A 23973-nucleotide genomic window follows, 5' to 3' on the forward strand; every position below is an offset into this window, starting at 1 on the left:
CATGCGAAACAGGTTTTTCCAAAGCAAAGATAGGGAAGAAGCATCAGGGGAGGATGGAATCAGGAGGAAATACCCTATGAAATATGTGAATGTAGACCTAGTAGAGCCAGGAGACGTTTTGGCTCGAAGCATTTATACAAGCGAGGGCTTGACGCTCTTGCATACAGGTGTCCAGCTGACTGTCGGAATGATTAATAAATTGCGGCGGTTTGGCGTCACGATGTTAAGCATCAAAGACCCGCTGCTCGATGAAGTGAAAGAGCAGGAGGTCGTCACAGAGACCACTCGGAAGGACGCAATCCGCAATCTGTCACAAGCGATTTCGTGTGTGCAGACTGGAAAAAATTTTGATGTCCGCGGTATTCAAAAATCAGTGGGAAGTATTATCGACGAAACTTTGAGAAATCGCCGCGTGCTCTTGAATCTGGGAGAAATTCGCACGACCGACAACGCTATGTACATTCATTCCTTGAATGTGTGCATGATGGCGACAGTAATGGGCGTAGGATTAGGCTATAATACGGCTCAATTAAAAGAGCTCGCCATCGGAGCCCTTTTACATGACATTGGAAAGCTGTCAGTCGACAAGGAAGCCCCAGCCTACAAAAAGAACAGCAAGACCAATCATCATACGTGGCTGGGCTTTGATCTGTTGCGAAAAAAACATGAGATGAGCATTGTCTCTGCACACGTTCCTTTGCAACATCATGAATGGGTGGATGGTAGTGGGCAGCCACGAGGATTGACTGGCGATGAGATTCATGATTTCGCCAAGATTGTTGCGATTTGTAACTACTATGATAATCTCATCTCTCCTTTTTCAGAGGAAGAAGAGACGTTACCTGCGTATGAGGCTTGCGAAAAAGTTATGGGGTTCGCGGAGAAGCGCTTTGACCATAAAATGGTCATTCACTTTTTGCGCTCGATTGCCTTGTACCCGACAGGAACCTCGCTGAAGCTGTCGACAGGAGAGATCGGTGTGATCATTGACCAAAATAGAGGCTTGCCTTCGCGCCCAGTCGTTCGGGTCATTCGAAGAGACCAGCAGGCGAATCGGCGGATGGTGGATGACCATGAGATCACGGACATTGATTTGAGTGAAAAGCCAACTATTTTTATCACTGCTGTCATGGACTAAGACATTGAAAGAATAGGACTCCCTATCAGGGAATATCCCTACCAAGATCAGGGAAAACCCCTACATACACGTAGGGCTCACAGGTCTACAATGGACTCAAGGCAGATGGGTACATAGAGCTACACCACATTTGCCAGATGAAAAAGAGGAAGGACGTGTCATTATGTCCCGTATTCTAGTCCCTGTCGATTTCTCTGCGCAGTCCATTCAGGCGGTCCGCTTCGCGCTGGCCTACGCCAAAAATAAGCATGATATCACATTGCTTCATGCCATTTCGCCGTTCCCTTCACGCAATGTTGTCAGAAGGTTGGGACGAGATGTCGTTGAAGATTTTCAATTGGATGAAGCAAGAGATGATCTGAAAAAATTCCTGGCGATCGTAGAAGAAGCCGGAATCTCGTATGAACTGGAGATTGAGTTCGGAGAGCCGCATGAAGTCATTGCGAAGCACGCAGCGAATGACTATGCTGCCATCGTAATGGGTACACATGGTTACGGTCGCATTACAGGCTTCCTGTTGCAAAGCGTCAGCTATCCGACACTACACGATGTCAAAGTCCCAGTCTTCCTCATTGCGGAGGAGACAGATGAGAGCCGCTTCCCTTGGAATAAAGTACTTATTGCAGTAGATGGCTCCGATCATTCGATGGAAGCTGCGAAAAAAGCCATCGAGATGGGGCAGCACCTACCGGATGTATCATATACACTCTTGTCCGTTGTCATCCCACCAGTCACATACGCAGGAGTGTATGGCGTAGGCTGGGATAACATGAATACCCTCGAAGGTTGGGGACGTGAAACGCTAAAACCTTGCGAGGAGATGCTTGAAGCTGCATCGCTTCCTTTTGAAAGCAAGGTCGTGGTTGGAGACCCAGCTACTGTGATCCGCCAGACGGCTGAAGAAATCGACGCAGGACTGGTTGTGCTCGGTCATCATGGCCAAGGTGCAGTTGCAGGTACGCTGCTTGGCAGTGTTACATTTAAAACGATTCATCGTACGAAAACACCACTCCTCATTGTGAAAACATAGCATTTTGCTAGAAAAAGCTGTCCGCTTAGTGGACAGCTTTTTTGCTTGGGCGCATTCTCTTATGATAGAGTTTGCGCTTGTTTTTGTTCGAGAAGATGGTTAGCTCCATCTTGTGTAACCTCTGCCGAATCCCACTTGATTCGAGTACATCCCCATGCAGCGAGCAGAAGGATTACAGATGCTATTAGAAAGACCATAATCAACGAAGTCATCTGCATGAGCGGACCTGCAACAAAGGAACCGATCATCATGAGTCCGACCATGAGCGGTGAAATCGTTCCATTTACCCGTCCGATATACGCTTCATCCACGAGCTTGATCATGAACATACTGATCACGATCTGTAAAAATGCCATCCCGATTCCGGTGAAAAAGCGCATCGCTGCGGTTAGGTATATCCATACAGAGAGAACTTCTACGGCGACGGAGAGAGCGAAGAATATCAATCCACCTGTAATGACCCAGCGACCATTCAGGCGTTCCAGATAAACAGAAGCCAAAATGCCGCCCAACAGCATACCCAATCCGTCTAACGCGTTAAACCATTGAATGGCTTCCTTGGAGAGTAAAAGACGATCCGTGATGACAAAAACTTCCAGCGAATTAATAAAACCCGAGGATAGCCCCAGACACGAAAAGGTAATGGCGAGCCCGCGCAAGGCTGGTCGCTTTTTTACATAGGCAAAACCTGCTTTAATCTCAGAAAGGAGAGTTCCATCTTCCTCTGGTGCGGTGGCAGATGAGGCAGGGAGTGTCAAGAGGATCAGTGCCGAGACGAAGAATAGGCCAGCCATCGTTAACAGGGAAGGGTAGATGCCCCAATGTTCAAAGAAAAAGGTTCCGACAATCGGGCCAACCAGTAGAAAAATAGAACCCGTACTTTGTGAAATAGACACAGCTGCTGCAACTTGCTCATCAGGAATATGACGCTTCATCATCTTGGCAGAAGAAGGCTGGGAGAACTGTGACACGACAGCCGAGATAAATGTCGCAAAGAATACAGCGATCCACATCCCTTGCCAGAGTAAATACACGATGACTAAAACAGAGAGGGCGCTCAACAGGTTCCCGGCTATCATCGTTCGCTTCGGATTCCAGCGATCAGCCAATGCTCCGCCAATAATCGAAAAAACCAAGATTGGCGCAAGTTCGATAGCGGTCAAAAGCGATACGGCAGTTGGATTGTTGCCGCTCGTCTCCATCACATAGTAGAGCAAGGCCATGTTACGAATCCATATACCGATATTTTCTAATGTATCACTGATAAAGACAGTGAGAAAAACTTTGTTTCCCCAAAGACCTTTCATAGGTCATTTCACTCCCGAAAAGTTATACCGAACGTCCGGTCTAATTAAAGGTGAAAAAAATGCTACTTGGCAACAATGCCATGCAGCAAAACGTCAATGCTCCTCTTCAGAAGAGCATGAAGACGTTCGTCTTCCATTTGATAACCTACGTTAATGATTCCGTTCATGAGCCCTTCCAATATCATCGCCATTTCTTCGGGATCGCATGGGGCGAACTCGCCTCGGTCGATTCCTTCTTGGAAGAGGGAAGTATAGAGGGTATACGTAGAACCGAGCATTTCCAGCACTTGTTCCAAAATGACTGGATCGGCGAGCTGGCTACCGGAGAACTCTTCGCCTGCTTTTTTTAAAGGGTGGGACAAAAAATCCTCCAAGAAAAAAGCAGCTAAGCCGTACAGCTTATCGATGGATGTCTCGAATTCTTTTTCTTTTTCCTGCCACAGATCTACCCATTCGTTGTACTGCTTTTCAAGCAAATACAGGAACAACTGCTCCTTGTTTTTGAAGTGATAATAGAGGCTGCCCTTACTCGCTCCAGTTGCTTGGCAAATGTCCTCAATGGAAGTGGCTGAATAGCCTTTCTGAGAAAATAACTCGGTGGCTTTCTCTACGATATGTTGTTTGGTTTTCTCCCCATCGAGACGACGCTTTGACATTTTTTAAAAACTCCTTCTTCTAGACTGAACGTTCGGTTTAGTTTTAAGTTTATTCGATCTGACAGGGAAGCGCAAGTGCTCGATTGAGAAGAAGGGTCAGAGGGAAAAATGATAGAGGTATTTCAAAAAGTCGTCTTTTGATCACGGAGTCGTCCTGAAAGTCTATTCGGCGTCGAAAGCGGCGTTCACCTTCAAAGTCCGGTGCTCATGTAGGTTTCCTACATTCCGCGCCTCCTTTTTCAGGTTCACACCACTTTCTTGGTGCTGAAAAGACGACTTTTTGAACAAGCAATGAAAGGAAGCGAGAGAAGGGCGGGATTGCCTTGGAAATCGGTTGTCATGTCAGTATTCGTCATGGGTACGAGGAGGCGGCGAGAACTGCCTACAAAGAAGGAGCGTTATCCTTTCAATTTTTCCCGAAAAACCCGCGAAGTTTAGGTGTCAAGCAATTCGATGCCCGGGATGCAGAGCGGTGTCGCGCCTTTTGTCAGCAAAACGGTATGCTGTCGATTGCTCATACGCCATACCCGGTGAATCTTTGCGTCGAGGAGCAGGAGCTATTCGCCGTCACAGTGGGCTCCGTACGAAATGACCTTGAAATTGCCGAAGCTTGTGGAGCGTTGGGCGTGGTCGTTCACTTTGGCCAGTATAAAGGCGCCGATGTTCTTACCGGTTACAAAATCATGATCCAGATGGTCAATCAAATACTGGATGGCTGGAATGGAAAGGCTCAGCTGTTAATCGAAAACAATGCCGGACAAGGCAACCGGATGGGCACGACACTCGAAGAGCTTACGCAGGTTCGACAATTGTTTGCTGAGCCACAGAAGGTAGGCTTTTGCCTGGATACGTGTCATGCATTTGCCAGCGGATTGTGGAAAGGGAATGATTGGGGGGAAGTAGCTGATCGGATGCGAGAGCTCGATTATTTTACGAGCTTGCGTGCCGTTCATCTGAACGATTCCGTTTATCCGAGTGGTTCCTTTCGAGACCGGCATGCCTCCATCGGAAAAGGGATGATCGGTGATGCAGCTATTGCCGCTTTTTTGCAAACACCCGAATTGCAAGGACTTCCCATCGTTCTGGAAACGGCGAGAGGCTCAGAAGGGGGACATAGCGAAGAAATCAAACATGTTCGTCTGCTCAGAGACAATTGGCAGGGCTGACCATGTTGTGGTAGAGTGTGAAATGATGTGTTCAACACGGGAGGGGTAGCTATGAAAAAGCGTATTAAGGTGACGATTGCGGATTTTACTCATCTTACAGAAAACTTGAACAACCCGGAAGAGCTCGCTCTGTACGAAGGGGCGAACGGAAATACATACGATGCTGAAATCGAGCATGATGGATATGCTATTGTGGATGTGACAGACGAGGATTACATCGAGCTGGCTCCGGGAGAGTATCAGCTGATGATCGAGGAGTGGACAAACGCCGGACAAATCGGTGAGTGGACACTACAAACCATGTCAGACCCAGCGGATGACAAAGCTTTGCTGTACCGCACAGTGGACAAGGCTGGAACAGAAATACAAGCACCACAATCACTGCCGAAGCAAGTCGTCGAGCTGGTTACCAATACGTGGTTCGGCAAAAAAGCAAAGAAGATTGAAGAGTAATCCAAGAATGAAAAGGAGCGCTATGAGATAGCGCTCCTTTTTTTTCTATTACTGATTTCTATGGCCTTCTGGATTTGTCTTACTTTGGTCAAGTTCATACTCCGTAACCTCTTTGGTTGTTTTCGACTATCGCTAAATAAATCATTTTTATCCGGTTCAATACTTTATTATTCAGTCTAAAACTTTATTGTCGCTGCACATTCGCTCCGGGTTTTCTTATTTGTTCATCCTCTATTTACATGAAATTAATCTTTAAAACAAAATACATTCATGTGTGGTTAATATTGCGATTTTATATTATTGATGTAGCGAATCGCAATCAAACGCACATGAATCGCAAATCGGAGGGGAACGAAGTGATAAGAATAACGGCTCTGAAAACAGTACTGGCAATGGGTTTAATGACAATTACCATTACGGGATGTGGAGGTCAACAAAATACTGCCACTCCAAATACGGCATCAGATGCAACAGCGGAACACCCAAGAAAAGAACTGTCGCTCGTAGAGATCACCAATCTGGCGAAAAAAGAAGGAAAAGTTGTGAGTTTAGGAATGCCAGACGGGTGGGCGAACTGGAAGGATACCTGGACTGATCTTGACAAGAAATATGGGTTGCAGCACACCGATACAGATATGTCTAGTGCAGAAGAAATCGCAAAATTTGAAGCTGAGAAGGATAATCCAACAGCGGATATTGGGGATGTCGGCATCTCATTTGGCCCTGTCGCAGTCGAAAAAGGGGTGACAATTCCATACAAAACATCCTATTGGAACGACATTCCTGACTGGGCAAAAGACGATCAGGGTCACTGGACAGTTGCTTATCAGGGAACGATCGCGGTTCTCACAGACAAGAAGCTTGTCAATAACCCACCTACATCATGGGATGATCTGCTAAAAGGCGACTATAAAGTAGTTATGGACGATGTTGCCGTATCGAATCAGGCACAAATGACCGTTTTGGCAGCCGCCATGGCACGCGGCGGAAATGAAGGAAATATCCAACCTGGTTTGGACTTTTTTGCGGAGTTGGCGAAGCAAGGCCGGCTAGCATCGATGGATGTAAAACCAACCAACCTAGAGAAAGGTGAAGTGCCAGTTGCGCTTTTGTGGGATTTTTCGGCTTTGGGGTACCGGGACAAAATCGATCCAAACCGTTACGAAGTATCGATTCTAAAAGAGGGCAGTGTTGTCAGCGGTTATACAACCATTATCAATAAATATGCGCCGCATCCGCATGCAGCGATGCTTGCCCGCGAGTACATTTTGAGTGATGAAGGTCAAATCAATTTGGCCAAAGGCTATGCTCGACCAATTCGAGTAAATGTAAAGTTGCCGGAAGATGTAATGAAAAAAATGATTCCGTCCGAGCAGTATCAAAATGCAAAGCCGATCAATGACTACAAAGTCTGGGCAGAAACAGCAAAACGGCTTCCTCAAATGTGGCAAGAACAGGTATTAGTCAACGTACAATAGGAGGATTTGATATGAACAAAGTGATTATGGTCGTGATTGACGGCTTGCAGCATAAAGTTGCCACTTCCCAAATGGGCTATGTAAACCATCTGGTTGAACTGAATAAAGCGGCTTCGTACAAAGTAAAGTCCGAACTGCCAAGTATGTCGAGACCTCTTTATGAGGTGCTGTTGACTGGTACCCCATCATCAGTTAATGGGATCACAAGTAATGACACGGTCCGGCTGTCTACCCAAAAGAGCCTGTTTCATCTGACAAAAGAATTTGGGATGCGCAATGCAGCAACCGCTTTTTATTGGGTAAGCGAGCTTTACAACCGGGCTCCATTTGACAAATTTGTTGATCGCCACCAGGCGGATGAGTCTAAGGTCATACAATACGGTTCGTTTTATTACGACGATTTCTATCCGGATTCTCACCTTCTGTTGGACGCTGAAGCTCTGCGCAGAAAACATGACCCTCACTTTCTCTATATCCATACCATGGGTGTTGACAATGCAGGACACCTATACGGATCAGATTCGAAACAGTATCGAAAATCTGCTATTAAAATGGACAGCTATTTAGCTGAGTTGATCCCTGTATGGTCGCAGGAAGGATACCAAATCGTCATTACGGCAGACCACGGGATGAATACGGATGGGGATCACGGTGGTACCGGTGGTGATGAGCGGGATGTTCCTTTGTTTATCATTGGTGAACGAGTGAAGCCGGGCTATCATGAGCAGGTGATCCCGCAGCTTGCAATGGCGCCATTTATTTGCCAGTTGCTTGGAATTTCTAAGTCTGAAGTGATGATCGATTATGATTTTTCAGGAATGATCGTTTAAATCTGAACCAATCACAGGAAGACCATTGCTAGAAGGGAATGGTCTTCCCCAATTAAAGCCAGGAGTTGTCCAAATGAAACAGAAGATAACGTGGTTCTCCGTGTTTGCACTACTGCCTTTTGTCGTGCTGATCATTACGTTTGAAATCGTGCCTCTCATCGGAATGATCCTCGACAGCTTTCAGTCTGATGATGCATACAGCTGGGATCATTATGTAACAGCTTTGACAAATCCCTATTATTTTAAAGGAATACTCAATAGTTTGCAGATATCCTTGTATTCCAGTCTGATTGGGATTGTAATTGCCCTGGTCACCTCTTATTCCATTACACAAATGCCAAAAAAGATTCAAACGATCATGATCACATTCTCTAATATGACATCCAATTTTTCCGGAATTCCACTTGCCTTTGCGTACATTATTTTACTTGGAAGCAGCGGGATATTTACCTTGTTATCCAAGGAACTAGGTTGGAATATACTCTCCTCCTTTGATTTATATAGCTGGAGTGGACTCGTAGCGGTGTACGTCTATTTTCAAATACCATTAGCGATACTGATGCTCTACCCGACATATTCTGGCATCCAAAAATCCTGGCGTGAATCTGCCGCTCTCTTGGGAGCTTCTCCATTGCAATTTTGGTGGCATATCGGACTTCCAGTGATTTTTCCAGGCGTTGTCGGTACGTTTAGTATCCTCTTTGCAAATGCAATGGGGGCGTATGCAACCGCCTATGCGTTAGTAGGAGGCAGTTATAATATCGTGCCGATACGTATCGGTGCTTTAGTAAGCGGAGATGCTATCAGCCAGCCCCATTTGGGAAGCGCGTTGGCTGTCATCTTGGGCTTGATGATGATTGGAGCGATGTGGTTTAACGAACGAATGATGCGTCGGGTTAGGAGAGATTTGCAATGAAAAAAGGATCAATCCACTATCTTGTCATCTTCGTGGTAGGGATGTATCTTTTCCTACCTTTGGCCGCAACATTTTTGTACTCGATATCCAATACGTGGGCGAATACGATCTTGCCTTCAGATTTTACGCTCTCATGGTACCAAGAGCTGTTTTCCGATCAGCGCTTTATCCTGGCGATGGGAAGAACCGTGCTGATCTGTATTCTGGCTCTATTCGTCAGCATGATTACTATGGTGATGGCTGTTTTTACGATCACCGTCTATTTTCCAAAATGGGAACGTTTTATCCAGGCGCTAGTGATGCTTCCGTATGCCATTCCAGGTGTGGTAGCTGCTGTGGGACTGATCAAAATGTATTCCAGCAAGCCGATTGTCCTGACGGGAACCGTATGGATCATCGTTGGAGCTTATTATGTGTTGATTTTGCCATACATGTATCAAGGGATTCGAAACAGCTTGAGAACGATTGATGTCAAGAGGCTGATCGAAGCCGCAGAGATTTTGGGGGCAAGTAAATGGAAAGCTTTCGTCAAAGCGATAGTGCCTAACATTATTCCAGGAATTCTTGTTTCGTCTCTATTATCTCTTTCGATTTTGTTCGGAGAATTTGTCTTGGCTAATATTCTCGTAGGCGGGCATTTTGAAACGATCCAAATCTATTTGATGAAACGCCTTAAAGAAAATGGGCATTTGTCCAGTGCGGTTGTGATAACGTATTTTGTGATCGTTCTGATCAGTTCGCTGGTGATGTTGAAGCTGGGATCAAGACTTCAAAATGGAAAGACAAAGGAGAAGGTGTCATGAGTTATGTACAGATTGAAAGGGTTGAAAAAAATTATGCTGGCACTACCGTGCTTCAGCAGGTCTCCCTTCAGATTGAAAAGGGTGAATTCATCACATTGCTTGGTCCGAGCGGATGCGGAAAGAGTACATTGCTCCGTTGCATTGCCGGATTGGAAACAGCAGACAGCGGAACGATCACAGTCAATGATACGAACATTACCAACCTCTCTCCCCAAAAGCGGAATGTCGGGATGGTATTTCAATCGTATGCATTGTTTCCCAATATGACGGTATTTGATAATATCGCCTTTGGATTGAAAATGCAAAAAATGGACAAGAACCAAACAGAAAGAAAAGTGCGTCAGGTAATTGAGCTGATTCATCTGTCAGAAAAAGAAAAAGCCTATCCGCACGAACTTTCCGGAGGACAGCAACAGCGCGTAGCGCTTGCGAGAGCGATCGTGACAGAACCAGATATATTGTTGCTGGATGAACCACTAAGCGCACTCGACGCAAAAATCCGCAAAAGCCTGCAAATGGAACTCAGAAACATTCAGAAGAATTTACAAATGACGATGATCTTTGTAACGCATGACCAAGAAGAAGCGATGACCATTTCAGATCGGATCTTTGTGATGGACCAAGGGGAGATTGTACAGAGTGGAATACCGGAGCATATTTATGCGTCTCCTAAAAACGAATTTGTAGCCCGCTTTATCGGCAGCTATAACGTATTAACTCACGAAGACATTTATCGATTAACGGGGGAGTCGCTTCAAGCAGGAACCTATGCTGTTAGGCCCGAAGTAATCGGATTATTTGACAGCAGTATTCCTTCCAAGATGAAAACATCAGGTTATTGGGTAAACGGATCTGTCATGAGTGTAACCATCAAAGGAAACGTACGTCGTTATGAAATTCAGGCGAATGATTGCTTGATACATGCTGACGAACTGAACGTGCCTCAAACCTCATCTTTAACAGTAGGCATGCAGGTTCAAGCCTGGATACCGGAAAAAGAGTGCATATTACTTTAACAGAAAGGTGAGTCCCGATGTCGATTCAGGCTGTAGAGAGAAAAAAAACCATTCTTGATCAGTTGCAATCTACTGGAAAGGTGAACGCATCTGAATTGTCTCGATTGTTTAATGTTTCCATGGAGACAATTCGTCGAGACCTTGATCTTCTGGAGAAGGAAGGTTTATTAAAACGCGTGCATGGTGGGGCGGTCAAAAGCAATTTTGAACTGGGAGAGCCTCCTTTTGTACAAAGGCAAAGTATTATGATCGAGTCCAAACAGCAAGTCGCAAAACGTGCGGTACAATTGATCCAAAATGGAGATACGATCGTACTTGGTGGCGGCACCACGATCGTGGAACTGGCGCATGCGATTCGCGGTCTGACGAACCTCAACATTTTAACGAATTCCCTCCCCACAGCTAATGTCTTATTGGATTCGTTGTACCAAGGAGTTTTCCACGGGAATGTAATCCTATTGGGAGGAGCGTTAAACGTGGATCAGCACTCAAGTGCAGGGACCATTTGCGAGAAAATGTTAGAGGTATTTCATGTAAACAAAGCCTTCATTTCTCCAGGTGGAATCTCTTTGAATGGTATTACAGAGTACGATCTCGAAGAGTCATCAATTTCCAGGAAGATGATCGAAGTGGCGAAGGAGGCTGTCATTCTCGTAGATCATTCAAAGCTCGGAATGGAAGCTTTTTGCAAGGTTTCACCTATACATGGGGTTGATGTGATTGTGTGTGATCAAGATATGCCTGCAGCATGGAAAAAGCAAATAGACAGCATTGAATGGATAACAGCAGGAAACGAACAAGAAGGTAATTCCGCAGCATCGTAAAGAGAGGCAGAAAGGTTGGGTGCATTAGAATTGGGTCAGATTAAAGGAATCCTTTTTGACAAGGATGGTACGTTACTGGATTTTCATGCTTTCTTTGTTCCAGTAGCCAGACAATTGGTTACTCAATTGCTTGATGATTTGGGATTATCAGATGATCGCCTGTTAGAACAAGAACTGTTGAAAGTGATCGGATTAAGGGAGACTCAGGTAGATCCAAAGGGAATTCTCGCCAGCGGTACATCCTGTGACATTTATGAAGCCTTTTCTGAATTGCTTCAGGATAAACATGTGAGGGCGGACCGACTGAAACAATTGGAGTCCTGGATTCCAGAAAAACTATATGAACTCACCAAATCAAGCGCTGCTCAAATAAAGCCGACTGCTGATTTGAAAAAACTGTTTGCACAGCTCCAGTCCATGGGAATGAAGGTAGGAATTGCAACGGCAGATGATTGGGAATCAACTGTTTACGGTTTGAAAAGCCTGGGAATTCATGATTATTTTGAATTCATTGGAACATCGGATCACTATGATAAAAAGCCGGATCCATGCATGCTTTATGCATTCTGTGAAAAACATCAGTTGGATACGACTGAAGTAGCTGTTGTCGGGGATACGGTAGTAGATCTTCTGCTTGCCCGAAATGGGACGGCTGGTCTTGCGGTTGGAGTGCTCTCCGGTGTAAGCGGAACACGTGAATTGGAAGAATTGGCCGATATCCTGTTGCACTCCGTTGGAGACATCGTTCGAGAAGATGGATGCTTGATATGGGAAAACAGCATCATTCGCTAAATGCGAGTGATGTTGTTTTTTAGGAGCTGTCGCTGGGGAGATGAACGTATGAATGGAAATTGGGTATACATTCTTGTCGCTGGTTTTTTTGAAGTGTTATGGGTAATTGGATTGAAACATTCATCGAACGGGTGGATGTGGCTAGGTACGATTGTAGCAATCTTCCTTAGCTTTGATTTTTTGATCCGTGCTTCCAAACAATTGCCACTGGGAACGGCCTATGCAGTCTTTACTGGCATTGGAACAATGGGAACAGTAGTGATAGAAATACTTATTTTCGGAGAGCCGTTCAAGTGGATAAAATTACTTTTGATTCTCATTCTGTTAGCAGGAATCGTCGGCTTAAAGGTAATCACCAAAGACATGGACACAAAAGGAGAAGCCGCATAATGGGATGGGCATATCTACTCTTGGCTGGTGTATGTGAAGTGGTGAGCGTAACCAGTATTCATCATGTAAATGTAGGTGGTGGCTGGAGGGCAAAGATTGTGTTGGTTAGTGGTTTTACGTTAAGTTTTTTACTCCTTTCCCTTGCCATGAAAACCATTCCGATGGGGACCGCGTACGCACTCTGGACTGGAATAGGGACAGTAGGCAGTACAATCGTATGCATGATAGGATACGGGGAATCAAGAGATTGGCGTCGAATGATCTGCATGAGTATGATTTTATTTGCAGCAGTCGGTTTAAAGATAGTATCTTGACATTTCGGAAGGAGAGAAGTATATGAGAGCAGATAAGCTGATCGCAGGAAAAACGATCAATCACTGGATTGCCGAGCATCCTCTGTTGGAAGATATCATTTCAACCAAAAAGGTTTTCTGGTCAAATCCATCTCATGGCTTACAAAAGGGAGATCCCTGTTCGTTGGGAGCAGAGGATGTAAAGGATGCAGAGGAGAGATTGTTGAGATTCGCGCCGTATCTCGCGAAGGTATTTCCGGAAACAAAAGGGACAAATGGAATCATAGAATCACCCATTATGCCAATTCCCAATATGCAAAGATACATGGCGGAACGTTACAAGCAAGAGACCCCAGGGAGATTATTGCTGAAGTGTGACAGCCATCTCCCCATCTCAGGATCAATTAAAGCCCGGGGCGGAATTTATGAAGTGCTGAAACACGCTGAAGATCTGGCATTTGCACATAACATGCTTACGATGGATGATTCCTATGAGATGATCGACTCGGAAAGGTTTAGGCAAATTTTCTCTCAGTATTCCATTGCTGTTGGCTCTACTGGGAACCTGGGGTTAAGCATAGGCATTATGGGTGCCAGAATGGGATTTAACGTGACCGTTCATATGTCAGCCGACGCAAAACAGTGGAAAAAAGACTTGCTTAGAAGCAAAGGCGTAACGGTTATTGAATATATGTCGGACTATAGCAAAGCAGTAGAGGAAGGAAGAAAACAGGCGGAAGAAGATCCAACCTGCTATTTTATTGACGATGAGAATTCAAAGCATCTTTTTTTAGGGTACGCCGTCGCAGCCGGAAGATTACGGAAACAATTGGATGAGTTAGGGGTCATTGTTGATGAGGAAAATCCACTGTTCGTGTATCTCCCATGTGGTGTAGGCGGGGGGCCAGGAGGCATCACGTTTGGATTAAAATTATTGTACAAGGATCATGTACATCCCTTCTTTGCTGAACCTACCCATTCCCCATGCATGTTGCTAGGTTTATTGACCGGAATGCATAACCAGGTCTGTGTGCATGACTTCGGTATAGATAACCGAACAGAAGCGGATGGCCTTGCAGTGGGCAGACCTTCACGCTTTGTCGGCAAGACCATGGAGTCCTTACTTAGTGGAATATATACGATTGATGACGATTCGTTGCATCTACTATTGCAAGCGCTGACTGATATCGAAAACATAAAGCTTGAACCGTCTGCCTTGGCAGGAATGCTAGGTCCCGTCAATCTGATTGGAACCGAAACAGGCAAACAATTTCTCGCAAAGAATCATCTGGATTCGAAAATGAATCAAAGTACACATATTATTTGGGCTACCGGTGGAAACATGGTACCGCCAGAAATAATGAAAGAATATTACGAGAAAGGGCTGCTTTTATCAAAGGGCAGCAGGTAAACTTTTTATTTTGCCCCAGTAATTCTGGCTGTACAGGATAAACTCCACTGTCGCAGGGGAGTCGGATTGGTAGTCGCAACCCGCCAGGTCGGGAAATTCTCGATAGCTATCTTAATAGATCCCGGGATATTGCAGCATTATACTAATTCTGATAAGGAGGATCTTCTTCCTAAGTTTTTTAAAAGGTATCGATGAACCAACAAAGCTGGTGAGAAGAAAAAGCGCAGGACTCGCAGACCTTGACAACGCCTACCCAGTCGGAACTTCAAAAAGGGGACCACGCTTGTCGAACACTTCTTCCTTGAGAATCTTCCGCCCGTAGGGTGGCTTTTGCTCGACGGTCCCCTTTTTGAAGTGGAGACGGACAGTCAATCTCTCTTGCGGGCGTGTCAGAGTCGAAGAGAACTGCGCTTTTTCTTCTCCTCCACTATGTTGACTCAGGCCTTTTCCAAGTTTCTCAATCACTCTTCCTCAAAATCCAGTTGAATCCCATACTTTTTAATCCGACGCATGAGAAGAGACTGGGTAATGCCGAGGGCCGCTGCTGTTTTGCGTGTCGTTTTGTGTGTGCGCAATGCTTGCAGAATAAATTCCATCTCAATTTTCTCCATCCGCTCGGTAAGAGAAAGAGAACCGAGTGAAAGAATCCCTTCCTCCAGCTCCCGAATACTCCGCAGTTCTTCTGGTAAATCGCTGACTTGGATTTCATCCAGCTTGGACGTGATGACGATCCGCTCTACCAAATTTTCCAACTCCCGCACATTCCCAGGCCATTCGTATTGATGCAAAACATCCAGCGCTTCCGGGGAAAAACGCCGTTTCTGGTTATGCTTGCTATTGAATCGCTGTAAATTATGGTGGAGTAACGGGAAAATATCGTCCTTTCTCTCCCGTAATGGCGGAACATTGATTGGCAAAATATTAAGGCGATAGTACAGGTCGTGTCTGAATTTGCCCAACCGCACGAGCTCCTGAAGATTGGCATTGGTTGCCGTTATGATGCGGATGTCAGCTGTGTATGTTTTGGTGCCGCCGATTGGCATAAACGTTTTGTTTTGCAGGAGCAGCAATAATTTCGATTGCAAGTGGTAGGGAAGCTCGCTGATTTCGTCCAAGAAAAGCGTCCCTTTGTCCGCCATTTTCACTAATCCGATTTTCCCCGAGTGACTCGCCCCCGTAAATGCCCCTTTGTGGTAGCCGAACAGCTCTGATTCGATCAAGGTTTCGGGAATGGCGCTACAGTTGACGTGGACGAACGGCCCGCTTCTTCGTCCGCTCAACTGGTGGATTTGCTCCGCAAGATAGCTTTTTCCTACGCCTGTTTCACCCGTAATAAACACAGTTGTGTCGACAGGGGCTGCTTTTTTCATTAATTCCAACAGGGCGAGATAGGAACGACTGTTGCCAATCATGGTTTGAGAAGAGCTCTGGCTCGCTTCCCACTTCATGAGCTGAATCTCTTCGCTGTACCGCTTAAGCAAAGCGACCGTCTCTTCCAGCTGCGAACTGGCACGGGCTGCCTCTGTGATATCACGTGAGTGGGAAACGATCAGCTCCGGTCTCCCATCCTCATCCGGGATGATATGCCCGGTCACCAGGAACTTCCCTTTACTATTGACGAGTTGAATGGTTGTGGTCGGTTTTCCCGTTTCTAAAACCAAGCGGGTAACTGAAGGACTGAAAATCCCCATTTCTTCGAGGTCGGATACGTTTTGCCCGATGAGTTCGGCTTTTGGTAGACCACACAGGTTTTCACTGGCATTGTTTAACCATAAAGTAGTTCCCTGCGCATCAGCAATGAATATGCCATCTGCCAGTGTGTTCAGGATGTCAATAAAACGATCAACAGAAGACAATGCTAGTATCTCCGCAGCTTTTTCCATGTTGAGTAGCTCCCCGGTTTTTCAACTGATTGTACAAGATGAAATTGATCGTTGTATAGTGAATCGAATTTAAAAATAATTGAGTCGAAATAGATTCAATAAAAAAGTTAGACTTTTCCTACTTTTCGATTCAAAAGTGAGTCTACTTCGACTCACCAAGAGAGGGTTGCTTTTAGCTTGATTGCGTTTTCTTGCCGTTTTGAGGCTTGGCACAAGAGTTGCTATTACATAGTTGGACGTAAGCGATTTACCCAAGAATAAGAGATAAGGAAGCATGCGATGTTATCAAAACTGGTGACGCACGAACAAGCAGTGGAGCATGTTTTAGATGGCACCCGGCTGATGTATGGCGGATTCGGCACGATTGGCTCCCCGGCGCACTTGATTGATGCGATCTTGCACAAAGGCGTGCAAAGCTTGACACTCATCGGAATTGATGCGGGGTATCCGGAACTCGGAATCGGAAAGCTGATCAGTCATGGACGGGTGAGGCAGCTGATAACCACACATATTGGCTCCAATCCCGAAGCAGGTCAACAAATGATGGACGGAATGCTGGAAGTGACATTTTGTCCACAAGGAATTTTCGCAGAAAAGATTCGGGCAGGAGGTGTTGGCATTCCGGGAATCGTTGTAGATGCGCATGTGAGAGGAGAGCGAATGGAAGGAGCAGAGCCGTTTGCCTTTGCCGGAAGAACTTGTCAGGTTGAAGCTGCTCTTACAGCGGAGGTAGGAATCGTCTATGCGAAACAGGCGGACACCTACGGTAATCTCGTTTATGACAAGGCGGCAAGAAATTTGAATCCACTAGTTGCGATGGCCGCAGATATCACGATCGCTGAGGTGGAGGAGATCGTTCCGGCAGGAGAGCTGGACCCGGATAAAATCGTGACGCCTGGCATTTTTGTGGATTATATCGTGGTAAGTGGCGGAGGGAACAGCTAATGGGGTTGGAAGTGGATCAGCGAAATATGGTTGCGTGGCGTGCAGCCAAAGAGGTCGCTCCCGGAATGGCAGTGAACTTGGGGATTGGGATACCTGAGCTCGTCGCTGATTTTATCCCGCATGAATGGCAAGTCATGTTTCACTCGGTGAATGGAATCTTGGGAGTCGGACCTACGCCGTTAAAGGGAGAAGAGGACCAGCATATTTCCAACGCAGGTGGAGCACCTGTTACCGTAGTACCGGGGGCATCGTATTTCGACAGCACCATAGCGTATGGCATGATCCGAAGAAGAAAGCTGGATGCAGCGTTTATCGGGGCTTTGCAGGTGAATCGCCGAGGAGATCTGGCAAACTGGATTGTTCCTGGCTCACGCGTTCATGGAATTGGTGGAGGAGCGGAGCTGGCCTACTACGCCAAAAAAGTAATCGTGCTCATGAGCCATGTCAATCAGGCAGGTGAGCCCAAAATTCGCAGGGAGTGCACATTGCCGCTGACGGCAAAGGGCTGCGTCGATCTCATTATCACCGAGAGGGCCGTTATCGAGGTCACGCAAAGAGGCTTGCTTTTGACAGAGGTAATGTACCCGTACACCTTGGAAAATGTCATTACGAATACCGGAGCACCGCTAATGATTTCAGAAAATTTACAAATGGTAGAGTAATGAAAAATGTAAGCGTGAACAAAAAGAATTGGGGGATGGAACAGATGAAAAAAACAATGAAAACAATCGCAGGAGTCGTATTCTCGTTGTCACTACTTGTAAGCGGATGTAGCCAAGGCGCTTCCACTAACAGTGCGGGAGGTCAAGCGGGTGGGGCAACTGCTGGAAATGCATCGTCCATGACAAAAGAGGCAGGGGTATTTGTATACGCGGCTTCCGGTGAATATCAGCCATTCAGCTACTTCAAGGATGGTCAATTGACTGGATTTGATGTCGAGATCGGCAATGAGATCGCCAAGCGCTTGGGTCTTGAGCCAAAGCCAGTCACATCGCCTTTTTCCGGCATTATCGCAGGGGTAAAGGAAGGACGCTACGATGCGGCGATTGCTAGCCATGTGATCACAGAAGAGCGGAAGCAGCAGGTTGATTTCGCAGACCCGTACTACTTGTCCGGTGGTCAACTGTTCGTTCGCCCCGATGGGACCATTAGCACGCTGGAAGGATTGAAAGGCAAAGAAGTGGCAGTTGCACTCGGCACTACACATGAAAAGATGGCGCGGGAGTATACGGATAACATCAAAACGTATGACAGCGATGTAACGGCTCTGCGTGCTTTGGAGCAGGGAAAACATGATGTCGTGATTACAGATAGCGTCGTAGGGGAGCTTGCCATTGGGCAAGGCTTGAAGCTCAAGAAAAGCGGGACGCCACTTTCAGAAGTCCAGCATGGAATCGCAGTGCGCAAAGGAAATACGGAATTGCTGAACAAGATCAACGAAGTGCTCAAGCAAATGGTGGAAGATGGTACCTACCTCAAATTGAGCGAAAAGTACTTTAATCGTGACATCAGCAAAGCCGAATAGTGAGTTTGGTATGACAAGTATATTCCATTACGAGTGAGGGGTGGCATCAAGTGCCGAGTTTTGCCCATCTGACAGAAGAGTTTTTCCGAACATTGCCGTTTTTTTGGAAGCCGTTACTGCTGACGTTTCAGCTGACGGTCGCATCTGTTATCGTTGGATCGATTATCGGATTGTTTGTGGCCTTGTTAAAGGTATCCAAGCTTCCCATTGCACGTTTTGTAGCCAATGCGTACATCATGATCATTCGCGGTACGCCGCTGATCGTGCAAATTTTCGTCTTGTATTTCGGCTTTTACAAAATCATTGACCTCGGTCAATTTTGGTCGGCAGCGCTCGCCCTGGCGATTCACAGCGGAGCCTATATCGCAGAGATTTTCCGGGGCTCTATTCAGTCGATTGATAAAGGACAAATGGAGGCAGGTCTGTCTTTGGGCATGTCCGCTCGTCAGACCATGCGTCGGATCATTTTGCCGCAAGCGATGAAACGATCGATCCCGCCGCTTGGCAACCAGTTTATTTTGTCTTTGAAGGAATCGTCTCTGGCCGCTTTCATTGCCATGGATGAATTGTTCTCACTGGCCCGTCGCTTGTCAGCGGAAACCTTTGATGAAATGACGTACTTTTTGATTGTGGCGCTTTATTACTTGATTATTGTCATGGTGTTTACGTATGTGGTCCACATCATGGAGAAGCGTCTGGCCAAAGGAGAGGCGTAAAGCGGAGGGGAAAGACGATGGAAAAGCAAAGAGAAATGATACGCGTGCAAAATTTGAAGAAAAGCTTCGGAAAAGTGGAAGTTCTCAAGGATGTTACCCTGCAAGTCGGAAAGGGCGAGGTTGTCGTCTTGATCGGTGCTAGTGGATCTGGGAAAAGCACATTGATTCGATGCATTAATTTTCTGGAGATCAAGGATGGCGGAGAGATCTATATCGAAGGAAAAAGCATCGACTCGAAAAAGGATGACTTGACCAAAGTACGGCAAAAGGTAGGCATGGTGTTCCAGCACTTCAATCTGTTTCCGCATAAAACGGTTCTGGAAAACATCATGGAGGCACCGCTGATTGCCAAGAAAGCGGACAAGGAAGAAACGAAGCAGGAAGCACTCCGGCTGCTGCAAAAGGTAGGTCTTTCTGAAAAAGCGGACGCCTACCCGTCCAGCCTCTCCGGTGGACAAAAGCAACGCGTGGCCATTGCTCGTTCGCTGGCGATGAAGCCCGAGATCATGCTCTTCGACGAACCAACCTCAGCACTTGATCCGGAGCTGGTAGGGGAAGTGCTGGAGACAATGAAGCAGCTCGCGCAAGAAGGGATGACGATGATTATTGTGACGCATGAAATGGGGTTCGCCAAGGAAGTGGCCGATTGGGTTGCGTTTATGAATCAAGGCAAGATCATCGAGATGGCTAGACCCCAAGAAATTTTCAACAATCCGAAAGAAGAGCGCACCAGAGAATTTTTGAACCGTGTATTGTAATGGCAGAAAACGAAAGGGAGCTGTGGCATGAGAGACGTGGTCATAGTAGCGGGTGTGCGCAGTGCAGTGGGTGCATTCGGGAAAAGCCTGCGTGACGTACCGGCAACAGAGCTGGGGCGGCAAGTATTGGAAGGCTTGATGAATAAAGTTGATTTGCCGAAGGAACAAGTCAATGAAGTGATTTTTGGTAATGGATACGTACATGGGGGAGGACTCAATGCTGCACGTATCAGCTCGCAGCTAGCGGGATTTCCACGCAATGTCTATGGTCACATCGTCATCAAAGCGTGTGGCTCAGGATTGAAGGCGATTGGCAACGGTGCGCTAGCCATAGCAGCAGGTCAAGAGGACGTGGTGATTGCGGGCGGAGTAGAGTCCATGAGCAGTGTTCCCTATCTCGTGAAGAACCGCTGGGGCAGCAAATTCGGCAATTTGTCTATGGAGGACGCTCTCTTATCCGATGGATTGATCTGCTCGCTGACCGGTGAGCATATGGGGATGACGGCAGAACGGCTGGCTGTACAGTACGGTATTTCCCGTGAGGAGCAGGATCGTTATGCCTATGAGAGTCACGTAAGAGCAGCAGCAGCAATCGAAGCGGGCACGTTTGAGAGTGAGATCGTACCGATTGAAATCAAGGATCGCAAAGGCACCCGTGTTTTTGCGCAGGATGAATCCGTGCGCCCTGATATCAAGTTGGAAGAGCTGGCTAAGCTGAAAAGTGTTTTTCAAAAAGAGGGAACCATCACTGCCGGAAATGCGTGTCCGATGAATGACGGTGCAGCCGCTGTATTGATGATGTCTCGTGAAAAGGCGGAGGAAGCGGGATTGACTCCGCTCGTGAAAATAAAGGCTTTTGCCAGCGCAGGAGTCGAACCTGACGTGATGGGGATCGGACCAGTTCCCGCCACGCAAAAGGTATTGGAGAAAGCGGGATTGACACAGGATGACATTGGACTCATCGAATTGAACGAGGCATTTGCCGCCCAGGCATTGTCTGTAATCAAAAGCTTGGAGCTGGACACGAGCAAGGTGAATGTCAATGGAGGCGCGATTGCCTTAGGTCACCCTGTGGGAGCAACTGGAGCCAAACTGACTGTGACGTTGATGAACGAAATGATGCGCAGACGCGAGAAGTATGGCATGGTGACGTTGTGCATGGCAGGTGGCATGGGGATGTCTGTGATCTATGAAAACTTGACGATGTAAACTTCTCATGTGCAAATGAAAAAGCCCCGAACGTGGATATGTCGGGGCTTTTTGCCATGAAAGAGTGAGCGCTTATTAGGGGACCTATTGTTCGTGTAAGTATTTTCGCAATGTGGCTGCTACTTCTGTTGGGTTTTCTAGCTGTACAATGACATGCTGATATTTGACATGTCCCTCTACTTCTAGGATCAACAACGAATCAGTCTGGGTAAAAGAAAGGAAGTACCATTCATTTCTATGCTGAAAGCTTCCTTCGTAAATGTTCAAAGGTCCAAAGGACGTCCCTGGCAAGCGCAACATCCATTTTGGCGGAATAAAAGAACCGACCTCGACATGCTTGATCGATTGATAAGGTAACGTGATCGTGCTCTTCAAGGCTAAGAGCGTATGCAAGCCAGTGAGACGCAAAGTAAAATCCGTCTTGCCGAAATGTACACTTCTTCCCATCGTTGCTCACCTCTTTTATCTGCCTTCGTTCCATTATCTCACAGAGGAATGATGATGACACGGGACAATCAAAAAAGCCGGCACTTCCCCACAAGGAAGGCAACCGGCTTTTCGTATTCTTACTTACATTTCTTCTGGAGCAGCTAGACCGAGCAGACGCAGACCTTCCTTCAGCACAGCAACGACTGCTGCTACGAGCTGGAGACGGGATGCTTTCACATCTTCTTCCTCAGCCAGGATGCGTACATTCGCATAGAACTTGTTGAACGTTTGCGCCAGGTCGATCACATACTTGCCGATTTGCGACGGATCGAAGTTATCGGCAGCACGTTCGATTACCTCTGGGAACGCGTTCAAGAGGGTAATCACTGCCCAAGCCTCTTTGCTGTCGAGTGCGCCGGAAGCCAGGTTCACTGTCGTTGCTGGCTGGTAGCCACCTCTGCGCAGCAGGGAGCATGCACGAGCGTGTGCGTATTGTACGTATGGTCCTGTTTCACCTTCGAAGGTCAGCATCTCTTCCCAGGAGAAGTTGACATCATTCAGGCGGAAGTTTTTCAAGTCATGGAAAATTACTGCGCCTACCCCGACTTGACGAGCCACTTCTTCTTTATTGGACAGCGTAGGGTTTTTCTCTTCGATGACTTTTTGGACATCAGAAATGGCTTGTGCCAACACTTCTTCCAAGAGAACAACCTTCCCTTTACGCGTGGACATTTTCTTGCCGTCCTTGAGCATCATGCCGAATGGAATGTGGTGCATATTTGCAGACCATGCATAGCCCATTTTTTCCAACACTTTATAGAGCTGCTGGAAGTGGAGGCGTTGCTCGTTTCCTACGACATAGAGTGCTTTTGCAAAATCGTACGATTCGTGGCGGAAGAGGGCAGCAGCCAAATCACGCGTTGCGTACAGGGTAGCGCCGTCTGATTTTTTGATCAGGCATGGCGGCATATTGTATTCATCGAGGTTCACGACCATTGCACCGTCGGATTCAGTCAAGAGACCTTTTTCCTCGAGCAACGTAACAACGCGATCCATTTTGTCGTTGTAGAATGCTTCACCGTGCGTGGAGTCGAAGGCTACGTTCATCAGGTCGTAGATCTTCATGAATTCTTTGAGGGACTCATCACGGAACCATTTCCACAGATGTTGTGCTTCTTCGTCGCCATCCTCGAGCTTTTTGAACCATTCCCGGCCTTGGTCTTCCAAGGTAGAATCGTTCTCGACTTCTTCGTGGAAGCGAACGTATAGGCTGAGCAGCTCCTTGATCGGTTCTGCTTTTACCTTTGCTTCGTCACCCCAGAGGCGATATGCAACGATCAGTTTACCGAACTGCGTTCCCCAGTCACCCAAGTGATTGATGCGCACTGGCTCGTAGCCTTGCTTTTCCATGGTGTTGGCAATCGCGTTCCCGATTACAGTAGAGCGCAGGTGACCCATGGAAAACGGCTTCGCGATATTCGGGGAGGAGAGGTCGATTGGTACTTTGCGTCCTTGACCGACATTGCTGCTTCCATATGTGCTGCCTTGAGTAAGGATTGTTCCGATTACTTGCTCTGCCACATTTTCTTGATCCAGGAACAGGTTCACGTATGGACCAACTGCTTGCGATTCGCGCAAGGGTGCACCGGAGAGCTGTTCAGCCAGCTCTGCTGCGATCATCGGTGGAGCTTTGCGCAATGCTTTTGCCAATTGGAAGCATGGGAAGGCAACATCGCCCATCGCAGGGTTTGGTGGTGTTTCCAGCATGCCGTATACGGCTTCTTTTGTCAGTGTGTCTACGCCCATCGAGGAGAGCGTAGCGGCAATCTTTTCAGCGACTTGGTGTTTGTAGCTCATTTAAATTTCTACTCCTTTCAAATAAAAAAACCTCTACGTCTCCTGTGAAAAAGAGACGAGAGGTTATACTCCCGCGGTGCCACTCTTGTTGTTTTTCCCTTCCATCGAACAGGAAGGCAAAAACCGCTTGATCTGCTGTAACGGGCAG

At 46.8% G+C, this 23973-nt stretch carries 26 protein-coding genes; 20 read left to right on the plus strand and 6 right to left on the minus strand.

Annotated elements, in window-relative coordinates; translation table 11 throughout:
- The first annotated feature begins 76 nt into the window (after nucleotides 1–76).
- Together ACFVS2_RS00600 and ACFVS2_RS00605 are read left to right on the plus strand one after the other, a co-directional pair.
- Nucleotides 77–1138 (plus strand): HD-GYP domain-containing protein, encoded by a 1062-nt coding sequence (locus tag ACFVS2_RS00600; protein ID WP_173620330.1) that lies wholly within the window; start codon nucleotides 77–79, stop codon nucleotides 1136–1138.
- 163 nt (nucleotides 1139–1301) lie between these two features.
- The gene (locus tag ACFVS2_RS00605) at nucleotides 1302–2168 is read left to right on the plus strand and encodes a universal stress protein (protein ID WP_173620329.1); all 867 of its coding nucleotides are present in this window, start codon (nucleotides 1302–1304) and stop codon (nucleotides 2166–2168) included.
- A 59-nt stretch (nucleotides 2169–2227) separates the two neighbouring features.
- Here the strand turns inward: ACFVS2_RS00605 and ACFVS2_RS00610 are convergent, their stop codons facing one another.
- On the minus strand, nucleotides 2228–3475 hold the full coding sequence (locus tag ACFVS2_RS00610; RefSeq protein WP_390229771.1) for an MFS transporter: 1248 nt from the start codon (nucleotides 3473–3475) through the stop codon (nucleotides 2228–2230).
- Nucleotides 3476–3537: 62 nt separating this feature from the next.
- Nucleotides 3538–4131: a TetR/AcrR family transcriptional regulator gene (locus tag ACFVS2_RS00615; protein WP_173620327.1), complete on the minus strand. Its 594-nt coding sequence runs from the start codon at nucleotides 4129–4131 to the stop codon at nucleotides 3538–3540.
- 323 nt (nucleotides 4132–4454) lie between these two features.
- Here ACFVS2_RS00615 and ACFVS2_RS00620 point away from each other — a divergent pair, with 323 nt between their 5' ends.
- The 12 genes from ACFVS2_RS00620 to ACFVS2_RS00675 all read left to right on the plus strand — a co-directional run bounded on the left by ACFVS2_RS00620 (nucleotide 4455) and on the right by ACFVS2_RS00675 (nucleotide 14503).
- Entirely contained in the window at nucleotides 4455–5297 is an 843-nt protein-coding gene (locus tag ACFVS2_RS00620; RefSeq protein ID WP_390229775.1) for a deoxyribonuclease IV, read from the plus strand.
- Between the two features lie 51 nt (nucleotides 5298–5348).
- Nucleotides 5349–5750 carry a hypothetical protein gene (locus ACFVS2_RS00625; RefSeq protein ID WP_390229778.1) on the plus strand — a complete coding sequence of 134 codons (402 nt, stop codon included), beginning with the start codon at nucleotides 5349–5351 and terminating at the stop codon, nucleotides 5748–5750.
- A gap of 356 nt (nucleotides 5751–6106) precedes the next feature.
- A complete protein-coding gene (locus tag ACFVS2_RS00630; protein WP_390229781.1) occupies nucleotides 6107–7228 on the plus strand; it encodes an ABC transporter substrate-binding protein in 1122 nt (373 codons plus the stop codon).
- An 11-nt stretch (nucleotides 7229–7239) separates the two neighbouring features.
- Nucleotides 7240–8058 carry an alkaline phosphatase family protein gene (locus tag ACFVS2_RS00635; protein WP_390229784.1) on the plus strand — a complete coding sequence of 273 codons (819 nt, stop codon included), beginning with the start codon at nucleotides 7240–7242 and terminating at the stop codon, nucleotides 8056–8058.
- Nucleotides 8059–8131: 73 nt separating this feature from the next.
- A complete protein-coding gene (locus ACFVS2_RS00640; RefSeq protein ID WP_390229787.1) occupies nucleotides 8132–8974 on the plus strand; it encodes an ABC transporter permease in 843 nt (280 codons plus the stop codon).
- Nucleotides 8971–9777: an ABC transporter permease gene (locus ACFVS2_RS00645; protein WP_390229790.1), complete on the plus strand. Its 807-nt coding sequence runs from the start codon at nucleotides 8971–8973 to the stop codon at nucleotides 9775–9777. Before ACFVS2_RS00640 ends, ACFVS2_RS00645 begins: the two co-directional genes overlap by 4 nt.
- The gene (locus tag ACFVS2_RS00650; RefSeq protein WP_390229794.1) at nucleotides 9774–10793 is read left to right on the plus strand and encodes an ABC transporter ATP-binding protein; all 1020 of its coding nucleotides are present in this window, start codon (nucleotides 9774–9776) and stop codon (nucleotides 10791–10793) included. Before ACFVS2_RS00645 ends, ACFVS2_RS00650 begins: the two co-directional genes overlap by 4 nt.
- A gap of 17 nt (nucleotides 10794–10810) precedes the next feature.
- On the plus strand, nucleotides 10811–11617 hold the full coding sequence (locus ACFVS2_RS00655) for a DeoR/GlpR family DNA-binding transcription regulator (RefSeq protein ID WP_390229797.1): 807 nt from the start codon (nucleotides 10811–10813) through the stop codon (nucleotides 11615–11617).
- 15 nt (nucleotides 11618–11632) lie between these two features.
- Nucleotides 11633–12409 carry an HAD family hydrolase gene (locus ACFVS2_RS00660; protein ID WP_390229800.1) on the plus strand — a complete coding sequence of 259 codons (777 nt, stop codon included), beginning with the start codon at nucleotides 11633–11635 and terminating at the stop codon, nucleotides 12407–12409.
- Nucleotides 12410–12457: 48 nt separating this feature from the next.
- The gene (locus ACFVS2_RS00665; RefSeq protein ID WP_390229803.1) at nucleotides 12458–12799 is read left to right on the plus strand and encodes a DMT family transporter; all 342 of its coding nucleotides are present in this window, start codon (nucleotides 12458–12460) and stop codon (nucleotides 12797–12799) included.
- Nucleotides 12799–13113 (plus strand): DMT family transporter, encoded by a 315-nt coding sequence (locus ACFVS2_RS00670; protein WP_390229806.1) that lies wholly within the window; start codon nucleotides 12799–12801, stop codon nucleotides 13111–13113. The genes ACFVS2_RS00665 and ACFVS2_RS00670 overlap by 1 nt, the downstream gene beginning before the upstream one ends.
- 22 nt (nucleotides 13114–13135) lie before the next feature.
- Nucleotides 13136–14503, plus strand: coding sequence for a D-serine ammonia-lyase (locus ACFVS2_RS00675; protein ID WP_390229809.1), 1368 nt, complete (start codon nucleotides 13136–13138; stop codon nucleotides 14501–14503).
- Nucleotides 14504–14752: 249 nt separating this feature from the next.
- Here ACFVS2_RS00675 and ACFVS2_RS00680 read toward each other — a convergent pair whose 3' ends face one another.
- Both ACFVS2_RS00680 and ACFVS2_RS00685 read right to left on the minus strand, forming a co-directional pair.
- Nucleotides 14753–14968 (minus strand): hypothetical protein, encoded by a 216-nt coding sequence (locus ACFVS2_RS00680; protein ID WP_390229812.1) that lies wholly within the window; start codon nucleotides 14966–14968, stop codon nucleotides 14753–14755.
- Nucleotides 14965–16386 carry a sigma-54 interaction domain-containing protein gene (locus ACFVS2_RS00685; protein WP_173620324.1) on the minus strand — a complete coding sequence of 474 codons (1422 nt, stop codon included), beginning with the start codon at nucleotides 16384–16386 and terminating at the stop codon, nucleotides 14965–14967. The genes ACFVS2_RS00680 and ACFVS2_RS00685 overlap by 4 nt, the downstream gene beginning before the upstream one ends.
- Before the next feature lie 279 nt (nucleotides 16387–16665).
- Between ACFVS2_RS00685 and ACFVS2_RS00690 the strand changes: the two genes are divergently transcribed.
- The 6 genes from ACFVS2_RS00690 to ACFVS2_RS00715 are packed head-to-tail and all read left to right on the plus strand — an operon-like array spanning nucleotide 16666 to nucleotide 21539.
- Nucleotides 16666–17331, plus strand: coding sequence for a CoA transferase subunit A (locus tag ACFVS2_RS00690; RefSeq protein WP_390229815.1), 666 nt, complete (start codon nucleotides 16666–16668; stop codon nucleotides 17329–17331).
- Entirely contained in the window at nucleotides 17331–17993 is a 663-nt protein-coding gene (locus ACFVS2_RS00695) for a 3-oxoacid CoA-transferase subunit B (protein WP_173620322.1), read from the plus strand. Before ACFVS2_RS00690 ends, ACFVS2_RS00695 begins: the two co-directional genes overlap by 1 nt.
- Before the next feature lie 44 nt (nucleotides 17994–18037).
- A complete protein-coding gene (locus tag ACFVS2_RS00700) occupies nucleotides 18038–18856 on the plus strand; it encodes an ABC transporter substrate-binding protein (RefSeq protein WP_173620321.1) in 819 nt (272 codons plus the stop codon).
- Between the two features lie 50 nt (nucleotides 18857–18906).
- Nucleotides 18907–19572: an amino acid ABC transporter permease gene (locus tag ACFVS2_RS00705; protein WP_173620320.1), complete on the plus strand. Its 666-nt coding sequence runs from the start codon at nucleotides 18907–18909 to the stop codon at nucleotides 19570–19572.
- A gap of 17 nt (nucleotides 19573–19589) precedes the next feature.
- Entirely contained in the window at nucleotides 19590–20330 is a 741-nt protein-coding gene (locus ACFVS2_RS00710) for an amino acid ABC transporter ATP-binding protein (protein WP_007724428.1), read from the plus strand.
- A gap of 27 nt (nucleotides 20331–20357) precedes the next feature.
- Nucleotides 20358–21539 carry a thiolase family protein gene (locus ACFVS2_RS00715; protein ID WP_390229821.1) on the plus strand — a complete coding sequence of 394 codons (1182 nt, stop codon included), beginning with the start codon at nucleotides 20358–20360 and terminating at the stop codon, nucleotides 21537–21539.
- An 84-nt stretch (nucleotides 21540–21623) separates the two neighbouring features.
- On the opposite strand, the gene ACFVS2_RS00720 is transcribed toward ACFVS2_RS00715, so the two are convergent.
- Both ACFVS2_RS00720 and argS read right to left on the minus strand, forming a co-directional pair.
- The gene (locus ACFVS2_RS00720) at nucleotides 21624–21986 is read right to left on the minus strand and encodes a hypothetical protein (RefSeq protein WP_173620318.1); all 363 of its coding nucleotides are present in this window, start codon (nucleotides 21984–21986) and stop codon (nucleotides 21624–21626) included.
- Between the two features lie 123 nt (nucleotides 21987–22109).
- A complete protein-coding gene (gene argS, locus ACFVS2_RS00725; RefSeq protein ID WP_390229824.1) occupies nucleotides 22110–23825 on the minus strand; it encodes an arginine--tRNA ligase in 1716 nt (571 codons plus the stop codon).
- Between the last annotated feature and the right edge of the window lie 148 nt (nucleotides 23826–23973).

The organism is Brevibacillus sp. NPDC058079 (assembly GCF_042885155.1).
In the GTDB taxonomy this organism is placed as follows: domain Bacteria; phylum Bacillota; class Bacilli; order Brevibacillales; family Brevibacillaceae; genus Brevibacillus.